This is a genomic window from Spirillospora sp. CA-294931, from assembly GCF_050946795.1.
Taxonomy (GTDB): Bacteria; Actinomycetota; Actinomycetes; order Streptosporangiales; family Streptosporangiaceae; genus Spirillospora.
In genome coordinates this window covers 4,001,099-4,014,434 of sequence record NZ_CP192006.1, presented here as the reverse complement: position 1 = coordinate 4,014,434, position 13,336 = coordinate 4,001,099, and the positions used below count along the sequence as shown (strand labels likewise).

Below are 13,336 nucleotides of genomic sequence, written 5' to 3'. Positions count from 1 at the left end.
GCCGTGGCCAAAGACAGCAGCAGACCGCCCGCACCCACGGGCAAGCGCGCCGAACGCAACCGCCAGGCCATCGTGGCCGCCGCCCGCGAGGTGTTCGTCCGGGACGGGTTCGACACCGGCATGGACGTGATCGCCGCCGCGGCGGGCGTGTCCAAGGTGACCGTCTACAACCATTTCGGCAGCAAGGAAGAGCTCTTCACCGAGGTCATGGGGCAGGCGATGGACGAGGCGCACGCGTCGGTGGCCGAGCTCCGCGCCCGGGTGGCCGAGATCGCGGAGGTGCGCGAGGCCCTGACGCGGACCGCGCGCGTCCAGGTCGCCGCGGCCACCGACCCGTCCAGGCTGGCCCTGCGCAACCTGGTCACCAGCGAGCTGCGCCGCTTCCCCGAACTGGCCCGCTCCTATCAGCGACGCGGCCCCGCCCGCTCCGGCGCCGACCTGGCCGAGCTGCTCAAGGACCTGTGCGGGCGGGGACTGCTGACCATCCCGGACCTCGACGTCGCCGTCATCCAGTTCTTCGCCCTGACCGTCTACCCCCACCTGATCGTCGGCTCCATCGGCGCCGAACTCCCCCGCCCCCTGGCCGACCGGCTCATCACCGACGGCGTGGAGACCTTCCTCAGCCGCTACGGACCCGATCGGTAGAGTCGGGGGAATGGATCTTGTCGAGCGGTTCGAATGGCAGGGACGGCAGGTCGCCTGGGAGCGGACGGGTTCCGGCCCGCCCCTGGTGCTGTGTCACGGGACGCCCTTCTCCTCGGTGCTTTGGCGGCCGTTCGCCGAGCGGCTGAGCCGCGACTTCACCGTCCATCTGTGGGACATGCCCGGCTACGGCCTCTCGTCCAAGCACGCCGGGCACGCCGTCGACTTCGGCGCGCAGGCCGAGGCGTTCGCGGCGCTGCTGTCCCACTGGGGCCTCGACCGCCCGCACGTGGTCGCGCACGACTTCGGCGGCGCCGTGTCGCTGCGCGCCCATCTGAGCCTGGACGTCGCCTACGCCTCGCTCATGCTCGTCGACGTGGTCGCCATCCCGCCCAGCGGCTCGCCGTTCTTCAGGTTCGTCCAGGACCACCCCGACGTCCTGGGCGGGCTGCCGGGCTACGTCCACGAGGCGATCGTGCGCGCCTACATCCAGCGCGCGAGCCATCGCGGCCTGCGCGAGACCGATCTCGACGCGCTCACCCGTCCCTGGCTGGGCGAGGACGGCCAGCCCGCCTTCTACCGCCAGATCGCCGCCTACGACGAGCGGTTCCTCGAAGAGAACGAGCGGAACCTGGGCGGCATGTCGATCCCGGTCCGGATCGTGTGGGGCGCGCAGGACACCTGGATCCCCACCAGCACCGCCGAGCGGCTGCGAAGCCTGATTCCCGGCGCCGACCTCACGCTGGTCGACGGCGCCGGGCACCTGATCCACTACGACGCGCCCGTCGCCCTCATGGACGAGATCCGCACCTGGCTCACCCGCGCCCCCTGACCGCCGACATCCTCGGCGGACCCGGGGCTCCCTGCTCCGGGTCCGCACCGGCAGGCTGACCACCCGGCCATCTGGTTCCCCGGTCGCCTCGGCGAACGCCGCGAACCGCGCGTCGGAAACGGCGAAGGCATCGATGCGGAACGGCGCCAGGGGTGACCTCGCGCACCGGACCTTCGCAGTCACCGGCGACGGCGTTCGGATCGGCGCCGCCCATCAGGAACGTCTCCCCGGGGACCGCGACCGTCATCTCGGCCTCGCCGCCGTCGCTCCGCGACGGAGAGCGCTCACGGTGATCTCCTCCGCGCCGTCCCGAGACGGGGCGCAGCACGCTTTCATGACGTCGTCCTCCCGTGTTGCCCACGGGCGCTACACGCACCCTCTCCGTCATACGGGCCGGACCCCATGGACTCGCCCGGCGGGTGCGCCGCGACCTGGGCAAACCTCGAAGAGTATGGCCGGATACGGGGTCGAGGGAAGAGCGAGACCTGTTTGGTCTTGATGCCCTGAATACGTTGACGCCGGAATGATCTTTCGCGCACTGTTGCCCGAAGTCGATCACGGGAGCCTCCCGGCGACGGCTGAACACCATCCCTCCGGCGCGTCACCCCGGCGCGCCAACCCCCACCGGAGGAGAACCATGCAGGTCAACCATGTCCGCATCACCGCGGCCGCGCTCGGCGCGGGTATCGCGGCGTCCGCTCTGGTCGCGGCGGCCGCGCCCGCCTCGGCCGACGCCGAGGCGGCCCGCGCGGCCGCCGTCCAGGCCCGGGCCGACCTCGGCCGGCACCTGACCGAGCGGCTCGGCGCCGAACGCACCGCGGGCGCCTTCATCGACGGCACCGGCAGGCTGGTGGTCAACGTGACCGACGCCGGCGCCGCCCGGGCCGTGCGGTCCGCCGGGGCCCAGGCCAGGCAGGTGGCCCGCAGCGGCGAGCGGCTGGCCGGGATCCACAGGGCGTTGCAGAAGTCGGTCACCACCGCGGGCACCGCCTACTCGGTCGACCCCAGGACCAACACGGTCACGGTCTCGATCGACGGCACCGTCAACGGAGCGCGGCTGCGCGCCGTCACCGCCAAGCTCAGGGCCTACGGCGCCGCCGTGCGCACCGAGCGGATCCCCGGGACGCTCAAGCCGCTCACCCGGGGCGGCGAGCGCATCTGGATGAGCGGCAACAACTGGTGCTCGCTGGGCTTCAACGCCAAGAAGGGCGGCGAGTACTACTTCGTCACCGCCGGGCACTGCAACCGGGTCGGCGGCGGTTTCTGGACCGACCAGGGCCTCACCGACAAGCTGGGGTCCGCGACCATCAGCAGGTTCCCCGGCGACGACTACGCCGTCGTCAAGTACGGCGCCACGCCCACCGACACCCAGGGCGGCGTCAAGGGCAAGACCGGCACCGTCGACATCACCGGCGCTGCGGCGGCCACCGTCGGGCAGCGGGTGACCCGCAGCGGCAGCACCACCGGCGTCCACGAGGGCCAGGTCACCGCGCTCGACCAGACCGTGAACTACGCCGAGGGGCAGGTCCGCGGCCTGATCAAGACCACGGTCTGCGCCGAGGGCGGCGACAGCGGCGGCGCGCTGTTCGCCGGGAACAAGGCGCTCGGCCTCACCTCGGGCGGCAACGGCGACTGCCGCAGCGGAGGCACCACCTACTTCAACCCCGTCGGTGAGGCCCTCAGCGCCGGAGGGCTCACCCTGTACTGAGCGTCCCATCGAGCGGCCCGTCCCTCTCGGGGCGGGCCGCTCGACGGCGGGACGGGGTGATCACTAGGCTCCGAGGGTGGTGAGCTGCCCGCCGCTTCCGACGTCTGGAGGTTCCGGTGAGCCGGACCGTTGAGCCGACCAACCTCGATGGCGCCTTCAGCCAGGCGTTCACGCCCCGCTACTACGAGATCGACGGCCAGGGCGTCATGTTCAACATGTGGTACCTGGGCTATGTGGACGAGGCCGTCACCGCCTTCTTCGAGCATCGCGGGCTGTCCTACGCGAGCTGGCCCGAGCTGGGATTCGACGTCCATGTGGCGCATGTCGAGCTCGACTGGCACGACGGGATCCGGCACACCGACCGGTCCGAGGTCCTGGTCGGCACCTCGCGCATCGGGGGCAAGAGCTTCACCCTCGACTTCGCGTTCAGGCGGGACGGCGCCCTCACGTGCACCGGCCACATCGTCTACGTCGCGGTCGCCGCCGATGGCTCCGGGACGGTTCCGCTGCCGCCCGTGCTGATCGAGGCGCTCGGCGAGGCGGCACCACAGGGGTAGTTCGTCCCGCGAATTACCCGCTCGCCGGGTGTTAGCCTGGCCTCGTGGGAAAGCATGAGGAAGAGCAGATCGGAGTCGCGACCGGGCTGGTGCGGACCGCCTTCCTGGTGGACGCCGTCTATGCCGAATCGGCGCGCGAGCACGGTCTCACTCCGCAGCAGGGGCAGTTGCTGTGCGTCCTGATGGCGCGGCCGTACGGGATGAGCGAACTGGGCGCGCTCCTGCGACTGGCCAAGTCGAGCCTGACCGGGCTTGTCGACCGCACCGAGCGCAACGGCCTGGTCAGGCGGGAGTCCGATCCGCGTGACACGCGGGCGGTGCGGGTCGCGCTGACACCCGAGGGCCGCCGGCTGGCCGACGAGTTCTACCTCGAGACATGCCGCCACATGGACCTGCTGCCCGGAGATTTCAGCGCGGCCGAACGCGAGACGCTCGCCGCCCTTCTCGGCCGCATCGTGCTGTCCAACCAGGTTCCGGTGGTCTTCCTGGAGCCGGACGAGGGAGCCGCCGCCGAACGGTGAGCCGCGCTCCGCGATTGCAGTTCGCATCACGAACTATTATAGTTCGTGGCACGAACTCAATCCTTGTCCGTATGGAGCGTGGAACCATGACCAAGAGAATCGTTGTCGTCGGCGGCGGGTATGGCGGCTCGGCGGTCGCCAAGGCGCTCGACTCCGAGGGCGACGTCGTCCTCGTCGACCCCCGTGACGCGTTCGTCAACGCGGCCGGGTCGCTGCGGGCGCTGACCCGGCCGGAGTGGGCGGGCAACATCTTCTTCCCCTTCAACACCTTGCTGGCGCGTGGCCGGGTGGTGCGCGACCGCGCGGTCTCGGCCGACCCCGGCGGGGTCACGCTCGCGTCGGGGACGCGCGTCGAGGCCGACTACCTGGTCCTGGCCACCGGCTCCGACTACGCCTATCCGGCCAAGCCCGACGCCCACTCCAGCCAGGAGGCGCTCGAAGATCTGCGGCTGACCCACAAGGAGCTGGCCGGGACCGAGGACGTGCTGATCCTCGGCGCCGGTCCGGTCGGGCTGGAACTGGCCGGGGAGATCAAGGAGGTCTGGCCGGGCAAGAGCGTGACGATCGTCGACCCGGCCGAGGAGCTGCTGCCCGGCTTCCAGCCGGAACTGCGCGACGACCTGCGCCGCCAGCTCGACGGGCTGGGCGTCCGGCTCCTGCTGGGCACCGGTCTGGCCGGGCCGCCCGCCACCGAGGCCGGTCAGGCCGGACGGTTCACCGTCACCACCACGCACGGGGAGGAGATCGGCGCCGACATCTGGTTCCGTGCCCACGGCGTCCGGATCAACAGCGACTATCTGGCCGACGGCAGGCTCACGGCCCGCACCCCTGGGGGGCAGGTCCCCGTCACCGAGCACCTCACCGTGCGGGGGCACGCGCACGTCTACGCGGTCGGCGACATCACCGACGTCGCCGAGACCAAGATGGCCGGGTACGCGATCACACACGCCGAGATCGTGGCCGAGAACATCCTGGCGCAGCTGCGGGGCGAGCCGCCGACGGCCGTCTACCGGCCCTCCTCCGACCCCGCGATCCTGCTGCCGCTGGGCACGCGCGGCGGCGTCGGCCAGTTCCCCTCGCCCGACGGCCCGTCGGTCCTCCCGGCCGAGACGGTCTCCGAGTACAAGGGCACCGATCTGTTCACCGGTCGCTTCGCCGAGCATTTCGGCATCTCCTGAGCCGCTCCACCACGAAGGACTTACCCATGACTCTCCCTGACACCGTTTTCGGCTTCGGCGCCCACACCGGCATCGACGACGTGACCGAGCTGCTGCACCTCACCCGGCAGGCCGACGAGGACGGGCTCGACCTCTTCTCCCTGTCGGACCACCCCTACCTCGGCGACCGGCTGGACGCCTACGCGTCCATCGGCTTCATCCTCGGCGGCACGCGGAACATCGCGGGCTTCGCGAACGTGACCAACCTGCCGACCCGCCCCGCCCCCGTGCTGGCCAGGATGGTGACCTCACTGTCGGCGCTGTCCGGCGGCCGCGTCGTGCTGGGAATGGGCGCGGGCGGACTGTGGGACCGGATCTCCGACATGGGCGTGCCCCGGCTCTCGCCCGGCGCCGCCGTGGACGCCTTCGAGGAGGCGATCGTCCTGGTCAGGCGGTTGTCGGGCGGTGGCCCGCCGATCACCCATGAGGGCCGCCACTACCGGGTGAGCCAGATCGAGCCCGCTCCCGTCCCCGCGGCTCCCGTGTGGACCGGGTCGGTCGGCCCGAAGTCGCTGGCCGCCACCGGCCGGGTGGCGGACGGCTGGATCCCCGGCCACGCCGCGGACTGGCTCAGCGAGCGCTACCGCACCTCGCGGCCGGTGATCGAGGAGGCGGCGGCCGCCGCCGGACGCGACCCCCGCGAGATCCGCACGGTCTTCAACCTTCCCGGGCGCATCACCGACGCCCCGCTGCCCTCGACCCGCGACCGCGCCGGACGCTGGGTGGGCGGCTCCCCCGGCCAGTGGGCCGAGGAGCTGACCGGGGCCGTGATCGAGCACGGCGCGTCCGGCTTCCTCCTCTTCCCGCCCGGCACCGGCGCCCAGGACGCGGGCACGCTGCGGCGCTGGGCGCTGGAGGTCGCCCCGGCAGTCCGGGAGGCGGTCGCGAAGGAGAGGGGCTGACCCCGTCCGGGGGTCAGGCGACGCTGCCGTAGGTGGGCCTGCCCACGCGCTTGTAGGCGGCGTAGATGATGCCGTTCTCGGTGGTCGTCGACTCGCTCAGCTCCAGCCCGGCCGGGGCGGCGCCCTCGGCGAACAGCCGCTTTCCCTCGCCGAGGACGACGGGGAAGATCAGCAGGTGGTACTCGTCGACCAGCTCGGCGTCCTGGAGGGTGCGCAGCAGATCGCTGCTGCCCTGGACGAGGATCACCTCGTCGGTGTTCTTCTTCAGGTCGGCGAGGGTCTGGGCGGCCTCGCCGACCAGGACGCGGGTGTTGTTCCACCCGGCGTCCATCGGGGTCCTGGTGGTCACGTACTTGCGCATCGCGTTGATCTCGGCGCCGCCCTCCTCGTCGGGGACGTTCGGCCAGTGCGCGGCCAGGATGTCGTACGACCTGCGGCCCAGGAGCATGGCGTCGGCGCGGTCGAACAGCGCGGTCATGACGCGGCCGAAGCCCTCGTCGAGGTGCGGCGCCAGCCAGCCGCCGTGCGGGAAGCCGCCGGAGTCGTCCTCGCCGGGCCCGCCGGGCCCCTGCATGACGCCGTCGAGCGACACGAACGTCCCGACCAGCAGCGTGCCCATGATCTGCTCCTTTCCCGCGGGCGGGCCCGTCCGGCCCACCGCCTTGGTATGCCCCCAGCTTGGCGAACCCGATTTACGGATTGTTTACGACGCGCCGGACGGGAGCTCAGCGGCGGCCCAGCTTGTCGGCCACCGCCCGCTTGAGCTCCTCGGGGACGTCCCCGGCCCGGTCGAAGTGGACGATGTGGCGGCCGACGCGCACCACGGTCTCGGGGCGGCCCTGCCAGCCGGTCGCCGCCGAGAAGGAGTGGCCCTCGTCGCCGAGGCTCTCGGACGCGCCCTTGCCCTTCTCCACCACGAGCAGTTCACGGGCCTTCTCGGGAGTGGGGGCGACCCAGACGATGGACACGGTCGTCATGGTCCCGGCATCGAAGTAGGCGCAGCGGACGTTGCGGAGCTTGAGCGTCCCGACAGTGGCCGAGCCCTCCGGCTCGGCGCGCATGCCGGACGGGCCCAGCGCGCAGGCGTCGGGCCAGTCCGCCACGGGTACTCCGCCCAGCTCCTCGGGGCCACCGGCCGCCGGGGACGCGGCATACGAGAACGCCCGGAACTTGCCGTCGCGGCCGGACGCCACGGCGAAGACGCGCTCACCCGTCACGACGATGCTGTGGATCTTGCCCGCGCCCAGCGCGCTGAAGACCCTGGAGGTCAGCCAGGGCAGCGCGGCCTGGTGCTCGTCCTCGCCCGTGGCGGGGTCGACGCTCCTCAGCGCGGCGGGCTGGGGCGGGCCCAGCCGGTTCTCGGACCATGAGTCGGTCAGGAGCTGGAGCCGGCCGCCCGCCGCGGCGAGCCGCGCGGGTCCGGGCGTCGGCACGGTCCGCCGCCACAGCCTCCGGCCCGTGCCCGGGTCGTAGCCGGTGAGGACGGGCCCGCCGTCGGTCTCGGGCCTGGCCACGATGGGCCGGCCGCCCGCCACCGTGAACTCGCAATCGCTCGCGCAGTCGTCGGTGGCGACGTCGCGTCCGGCGCGGTCGAGGACGTGCGTGCGTCCGGAGGTGATCGCCGTCAGGCCGCCGCGCACGCTCACCGACGCCTGCGCGGCGGCGCCACGATCCCACAGGACGCGGCCCGTCGCCGGGTCCAGGGCGCGGATCCGGGCGGTCGACCCGCAGGAGGCGACCAGCACCAGGACGCTGGCGTCGCTTCGCACCCTGACGCCAGAGGGGAACGTGACGCAGCCGGTACCGAGCGGCCGGTTCCACCGGGACTTGCCCGTGCGCGCGTCCAGGCCGTCGACCACGGTCGCCATGTCCCTGCCGACGGACCTCTCGGCGAGGACGACGCCGCCCGAGGCGAGGACGCCGTAGGCCGTCATATCCTCGACGGTGAGGTTGCCCTTGCCGTTCCAGAGCCTGCGGCCGGTGGCGGCGTCCAGCCCCACGAGCCTGTCCTCGCTCGAACCCGGTGTGGTGGTCTGCAGGACAACGGCACCGCCGGTCACCGCGTAACCGCGCAACTGGCGTCCCCGCTCGCGGTAGTGCCAGCGTTCCTGGCCCGTCCGGGCGTCGTGGACGTTCAGCCCCCGACTGGACGGGACGAACAGCTGGCCCCCGGCCACCGCGATCCGCGTGCCCGTCTTGGGTTCCCCGCTCAGGTCCAGGGACCAGGCGCGCTCAAGCACGCCCTTCCCGGGAGGCGAGTCGGGCATCGGCGCCGCCGCCCCCACGGCGGTGGTGTGGTCGGCCCGGACGTCCGGCGCCGCCTCGCCCTCCGCGCAGGCTCCTGCCGCCAGGGCCACGGCCGCCAGGACGACGGCCTGCCGCTTGTGGTGACGACGCATTCGCTGCCTCCTGATCATTCTCGACGACGCGTTAGATGCCGCCCGGCAGGCCAAGGTTCCGGATTCGGGCGGGGATCCGCAAAAGAACATCGGTGTGTCTTGGTCCGTTATCGTTTGCCGGGTGGCGCTGGTCTATGCCGCCGCGAGCTCCGTCGGCGCACGGCCCGGGCTCAGCGGCGACGCGGGGTACGCGGACCCGCGGCTGCTCGCCCTGGCCAGCGGCTCCCCGGGACGCCCCGACGCGGCGGCGGTGGTCGACGCCCTCGCGGTGCATTCGGAACCGGTGGACTCCGACCGCCCGGGCGAGGTTCTCTCCCGTGCGCTCGGGCAGGCCCGCGAACAACTGCGCGGCCTGCCGGACCAGCCCCTCGCGGCGCCGGACGTCCCGCCGGGCGCGGCCCTCACCGCGATGCTGTGGTCGGGAGACACATGCGTCCTGGCGCATGTCGGGGACACGGGCGCATACCTGCTTCGCGACGGGGTGCTCTACTCGATCGTCCCCGACCCCGGGCCCGACGTGCTCGCGGCCGGGTCCCGCCTGCCGGTTCCGACCGTCCGCCGCGCGCGGACCGGGGACCGGTACCTGCTGTGCTCGCGCGACCTGCGCGCACGCCTCGGCCCTCGCGAGCTGTGGGAGGTCCTGAACGCGGGCCACCACCGCCGCGACGCCGTCCGGCTGATCCTCGCCGCCGCCGAACGGGGACGGGACGGCCCGGCGAGCCTGACCTGCGTCCTGGCCGAGGTCGTGGACGGGCCCGGCGACATGACTCCCGTGACGGCCGGGGCGGCGCGGGAGCCGCGCGACCGGGCGCGTCCGACGGCGCCCGGCCCCGGGCACGCCACGGATCGGGTCTGGCGGGTGGGCGACGTCGTCGACGGCCGGTACGAGGTGACGCGCGTGCACGAGCACGGCGGCATGGGGCTGGTGTACCGGGTGCGGCATCTGGCGTGGGGCGTCGACCTGGCGGTGAAGTCGCCCCGTCCGGAGATGTTCGCGAGCGCCGCCGACCGGGAGCGGTTCGCCGCCGAGGCGCAGACCTGGGTCTCGCTCGGCCTGCATCCGAACGTGTGCGGGTGCCACTACGTCCGGACGCTCGGCGGCGTTCCCCGGGTGTTCGCCGAGTACGTTCCGGGCGGAAGCCTGCACGAGTGGATCGAGGACGGCCGCCTGTACGCGGGCGGTCCGGACGCGGCGCTGGAGCGGATCCTGGACCTGGCGGTGCAGGTGGCGTGGGGGCTGGAGTACGCGCACGGGCGCGGGCTCGTGCACCAGGACGTCAAGCCCGCCAACGTCCTGATCGGCGCGGACGGCACCGCCAAGGTCACCGACTTCGGGCTGGCCCGGGCCAGTCCGGTGTCGCCCGACGGGGCCAGCGCGCTCGTCCCGTGGAGCGGGCAGTCGCCCCCGTATGCCTCGCCCGAGCAGCTCGCGGGCGAGGGGCTGGGACGCCGCACCGACGTCTACAGCTTCGCGGTGTCGGTCCTGGAGATGTTCACCGGCGGCCGGACCTGGCTCGTCGGGCCCGCCGCGGGCGAGGCGCTGGCTGCCCACCGGGAGGAGCCACCCGAGCCGGGACGGCCCGCCCTGCCCGGTGACCTGGCCGACCTGCTGGAGCGCTGCCTGCGCGGCGAGCCCGGACGGCGGCCGCGATCGATGGGCGACGTCGCGGCCGAACTGATCGAGGTCTACGCGCGGGCGGTCGGCCGCCCCTGTCCGCGCCCGGCGCCGGACGCCGCCGACCTGCGCGCCGACGAGCTCAGCAACCGGGCCCTGTCGCTGCTCGACCTGGGTCGTCCCGGCGAGGCGGAGGAGGCGTTCGCGGCGGCGCTGGCCGCCGACCCGCGCCATCTGCCCGCCGCCTACAACCGCGGGCTGCTGCGCTGGCGGCGCGGCGCCATCACCGACCGCGACCTGATCGCCGAGTTGCTGCCGTTCCGCCCGTACGACGGCGGGCCCTGGCGTGCTCTCCACTTGCGGGCGCTGGTGGAGCTGGAGCGGGGCCACCACCGGAAGGCCCGAGAGGACCTGCGCCATCTCGAACGGGAGCGGCCGGACGAACCGGAGCTCCAGGACTCCTTGCACGCCCTGCGGTCCGGCCGCGTCGCCGGGGCCGGACCGCGGTCCGGCGGCGCGGTGCCCTGGGCCCGGCCCGGCCGCCACTCGCTCCTCACCAGGCCCGAGGCCCTGCGGCTGCTGGAGGAGGGGCGGCTTCTCCTGCACGCGGACGCCGAGGGCGTGGTCCGGCTCTGGGACGTCGGCGCGGCCGCCACCCGGCTGACCCTCACCGGCCACACCGGCAAGGTGCGCTCGCTGGCCGCCACCCCGACGCGCGGTTCGCGGTCTCGGCCGCCAAGGACGACGCCGTCCGGCTCTGGGATCTCGGCGACGGCCGTCCGCGGACCTTCACGCCGCCGGAGCTCGGCGGCCGGTCGTGGATCGGCGCGGTCGGGATCGGCGGCGCCGGACGCGACGTGCTCGCCTTCGCGTGGGACGGCACGCTGCACGTCTGGGGCCGCGAGAGCGGGCGGGCGCGGGCCGCGCTGGAGTCGTCCGTCCGCGTGCTCAAGCCCCGGATCGAGGTGAGCGGCGACGGCCGCCGCGCGCTGGTCTACGACGCGTTCGGGGGCGGCGGGGAACTCTGGGACCTGGACGCGCTCACCGTCCTGTCCCGCGTGTCGTTCGGCAGACAGGCGAACGCCCTGCTCCTGGCCCCGGACGCGCGGACCGCCGCCGTCGGCCACGGCGAGACGATCGGCCTCTGGGAGCTGGAGACGGGCCGCCACCTGCGCACGCTCACCGGGCACACCGCCCAGGTCGAGGCGCTGTCGCTGAGCGCGGACGGCCGTCTGCTGCTCTCCGGCGCCCGCGACCGCACCATGCGCCTGTGGGACACGGCCACCGGCCAGTGCGTCCGCACGTTCGAGGAGCACGGCACACCGGTGCTGGCGGTCCACCTCGGCGGCGACGCGCGCCGGGCGACCTCGGTGAGCGAGGGCGATCTGGTGCGCTTCTGGGACCTGCCGGTCCGGCGTCCCGCCCCCTACGAGCTGTCGGTCCCCCGCCGGACCGAGGAGATGAACGAGCGGGCCGCCCGGGTGCGGTCCCTGGTCGAGGAGGCGGAGCGGGCGCGGGAGGCCGGAGCGTATCGGGAGGCGCTCGGCCTTCTCGTCCGGGCGCGGGAGACGCCCGGCCACGAACGGTCGCCGGGCGTTCTGGACGCGTGGCGCGGCCTCGGCCGCCATCTGAGGCACTCGGGACTGCGCGAGGGCTGGGCGGTGTCGTCGCTGGACGGGCACGCGTCGGCCGTCCGCGCGGTGGACGTGAGCGCCGACGGCGCCGTGGCGGCGTCCGGAGGCGAGGACGGCACCGTCCGCCTCTGGGACCTGGCCGCCGGACGGTGCGCGCGGGTGCTCCAGGCGCCCGGCGGCGTGCTCGCCGTCCGGCTGACCGGCGACCGCGTGCTGGCCGCGACCGAGGACGGGAAGGCGGCGTCCTGGTCGGCGGCCACGGGCGAGCGCCTAGGCGAGTGGACGGTGGCGCTGTCGGCGTCACGCCTGACGGCGGCCTGCTTCGACGCGGACGGGGAGCGCGTCCTGACCGCCGGGAGCGATCGCCTGGCGGGCTGCTGGAACCTGGGCACCGGCGGCTACCAGCAGGTGCTCGCGGGGCACACCGGCCAGATCGGCGCGGTGTGGCTCGGTTCCGGCGGCTGGACGGCGGTCACCGGCGGCCGGGACGGCGCCCGGGTCTGGGACGTGGCCACGGGCCGGGTCGTCCACCACCTCGGCGGCTTCACCGGCGACACCGGCTCGGTCTGCCTGAGCGCCGACGAGCGGCTCGTGATGGCCACGGGCTGGAACGCGGGCGGCGACCAGACCCGCGTCTGGGACGCCGAAACCGGCGCGCGCCTGCACACCGGCGACTGGGTGCCGCGCGTGGGCCGCTTCACCCCGGACGCGCGCTTCGCCGTCCTGGGCGGCCGCGACTCCACCCTGCGGGTCTGGAACCTGGCCACCGGCCGGGGCACGCCGCTCCCGGGGCACCGCGAGGCGATCACCGATCTCGCCCTGACGCCGGACGCCCGCCACGCCGTGACGTCCGGCGAGGACGGCGGCGTCCGGCTGTGGGAGTTCGACTGGGACCTCGCGCCTGAACTGGGATGATCACACTGAGTGTCCGCACCCGGACAGCCGTGTCAGTGAATACCCCGATGCCACCCGTCATGACGCCGTCACACACTGTGGGGGATCGAACGTTCCAAGACGGGGAAGGAAACCATGGAATCCACCGAGAACGCCCAGGACACCACCGGGGTGGGCCCGACGACGCACCAGGACAACTGGAGATTCTGCAACAAGTGCTTCACCCTCTGGTGGAACGGCAGGACGACCAACGGCGCCTGCCCGGCCGGCGGAGCGCACGAGGGCCGCGGCAGCTGGAACTTCTACCTGCCCGCCAACCCGGCCGAGCGTCTCTGAACAGCGCACCCCCGGGCGGCCGCACTTGGTGCGGCCGCCCTGTCGCGTCCGCCCCTCACAAAACGGGGCGATCAATGCG

General features: G+C 73.5%; 12 protein-coding genes. 10 read left to right on the top strand and 2 right to left on the bottom strand.

Annotated features, from left to right (window positions below; all coding sequences use genetic code 11):
- The first annotated feature begins 3 nt into the window (after window positions 1-3).
- From ACQPY4_RS17935 to ACQPY4_RS17905, 7 genes are all read left to right on the top strand, one after another.
- The gene (locus tag ACQPY4_RS17935) at window positions 4-645 is read left to right on the top strand and encodes a TetR/AcrR family transcriptional regulator (RefSeq protein WP_433337747.1); all 642 of its coding nucleotides are present in this window, start codon (window positions 4-6) and stop codon (window positions 643-645) included.
- A gap of 10 nt (window positions 646-655) precedes the next feature.
- Complete coding sequence (locus tag ACQPY4_RS17930; protein WP_433337745.1) at window positions 656-1,474, top strand: alpha/beta fold hydrolase; 819 nt, start codon at window positions 656-658, stop codon at window positions 1,472-1,474.
- A gap of 637 nt (window positions 1,475-2,111) precedes the next feature.
- Window positions 2,112-3,182, top strand: coding sequence for a S1 family peptidase (locus tag ACQPY4_RS17925; protein WP_433337743.1), 1,071 nt, complete (start codon window positions 2,112-2,114; stop codon window positions 3,180-3,182).
- Between the two features lie 116 nt (window positions 3,183-3,298).
- Complete coding sequence (locus ACQPY4_RS17920) at window positions 3,299-3,739, top strand: acyl-CoA thioesterase (RefSeq protein WP_433337741.1); 441 nt, start codon at window positions 3,299-3,301, stop codon at window positions 3,737-3,739.
- Window positions 3,740-3,783: 44 nt separating this feature from the next.
- Window positions 3,784-4,260 carry a MarR family winged helix-turn-helix transcriptional regulator gene (locus tag ACQPY4_RS17915; RefSeq protein WP_433337739.1) on the top strand — a complete coding sequence of 159 codons (477 nt, stop codon included), beginning with the start codon at window positions 3,784-3,786 and terminating at the stop codon, window positions 4,258-4,260.
- Window positions 4,261-4,346: 86 nt separating this feature from the next.
- Window positions 4,347-5,438: an NAD(P)/FAD-dependent oxidoreductase gene (locus ACQPY4_RS17910; protein ID WP_433337737.1), complete on the top strand. Its 1,092-nt coding sequence runs from the start codon at window positions 4,347-4,349 to the stop codon at window positions 5,436-5,438.
- 26 nt (window positions 5,439-5,464) lie between these two features.
- A complete protein-coding gene (locus ACQPY4_RS17905) occupies window positions 5,465-6,379 on the top strand; it encodes an LLM class flavin-dependent oxidoreductase (protein WP_433337735.1) in 915 nt (304 codons plus the stop codon).
- 13 nt (window positions 6,380-6,392) lie between these two features.
- Here the strand turns inward: ACQPY4_RS17905 and ACQPY4_RS17900 are convergent, their stop codons facing one another.
- On the bottom strand, window positions 6,393-6,998 hold the full coding sequence (locus ACQPY4_RS17900; protein WP_433337733.1) for a dihydrofolate reductase family protein: 606 nt from the start codon (window positions 6,996-6,998) through the stop codon (window positions 6,393-6,395).
- A 106-nt stretch (window positions 6,999-7,104) separates the two neighbouring features.
- A complete protein-coding gene (locus ACQPY4_RS17895; RefSeq protein WP_433337731.1) occupies window positions 7,105-8,778 on the bottom strand; it encodes a PQQ-binding-like beta-propeller repeat protein in 1,674 nt (557 codons plus the stop codon).
- 121 nt (window positions 8,779-8,899) lie between these two features.
- Here ACQPY4_RS17895 and ACQPY4_RS17890 point away from each other — a divergent pair, with 121 nt between their 5' ends.
- From ACQPY4_RS17890 to ACQPY4_RS17880, 3 genes are all read left to right on the top strand, one after another.
- Complete coding sequence (locus tag ACQPY4_RS17890; protein ID WP_433337729.1) at window positions 8,900-11,362, top strand: protein kinase; 2,463 nt, start codon at window positions 8,900-8,902, stop codon at window positions 11,360-11,362.
- Window positions 11,251-12,942 (top strand): WD40 repeat domain-containing protein, encoded by a 1,692-nt coding sequence (locus ACQPY4_RS17885; RefSeq protein ID WP_433337727.1) that lies wholly within the window; start codon window positions 11,251-11,253, stop codon window positions 12,940-12,942. Before ACQPY4_RS17890 ends, ACQPY4_RS17885 begins: the two co-directional genes overlap by 112 nt.
- Before the next feature lie 114 nt (window positions 12,943-13,056).
- Complete coding sequence (locus ACQPY4_RS17880; RefSeq protein ID WP_433337725.1) at window positions 13,057-13,257, top strand: hypothetical protein; 201 nt, start codon at window positions 13,057-13,059, stop codon at window positions 13,255-13,257.
- Window positions 13,258-13,336: the final 79 nt, after the last annotated feature.

Bases quoted from the DNA above. Each gene is read 5' to 3' on its own strand.
- ACQPY4_RS17880 (WP_433337725.1), top strand. From the start codon at position 13,057: ATGGAATCCACCGAGAACGCCCAGGACACCACCGGGGTGGGCCCGACG.
- ACQPY4_RS17900 (WP_433337733.1), bottom strand. From the start codon at position 6,998: ATGGGCACGCTGCTGGTCGGGACGTTCGTGTCGCTCGACGGCGTCATG.
- ACQPY4_RS17930 (WP_433337745.1), top strand. From the start codon at position 656: ATGGATCTTGTCGAGCGGTTCGAATGGCAGGGACGGCAGGTCGCCTGG.
- ACQPY4_RS17910 (WP_433337737.1), top strand. From the start codon at position 4,347: ATGACCAAGAGAATCGTTGTCGTCGGCGGCGGGTATGGCGGCTCGGCG.
- ACQPY4_RS17905 (WP_433337735.1), top strand. From the start codon at position 5,465: ATGACTCTCCCTGACACCGTTTTCGGCTTCGGCGCCCACACCGGCATC.
- ACQPY4_RS17895 (WP_433337731.1), bottom strand. From the start codon at position 8,778: ATGCGTCGTCACCACAAGCGGCAGGCCGTCGTCCTGGCGGCCGTGGCC.
- ACQPY4_RS17925 (WP_433337743.1), top strand. From the start codon at position 2,112: ATGCAGGTCAACCATGTCCGCATCACCGCGGCCGCGCTCGGCGCGGGT.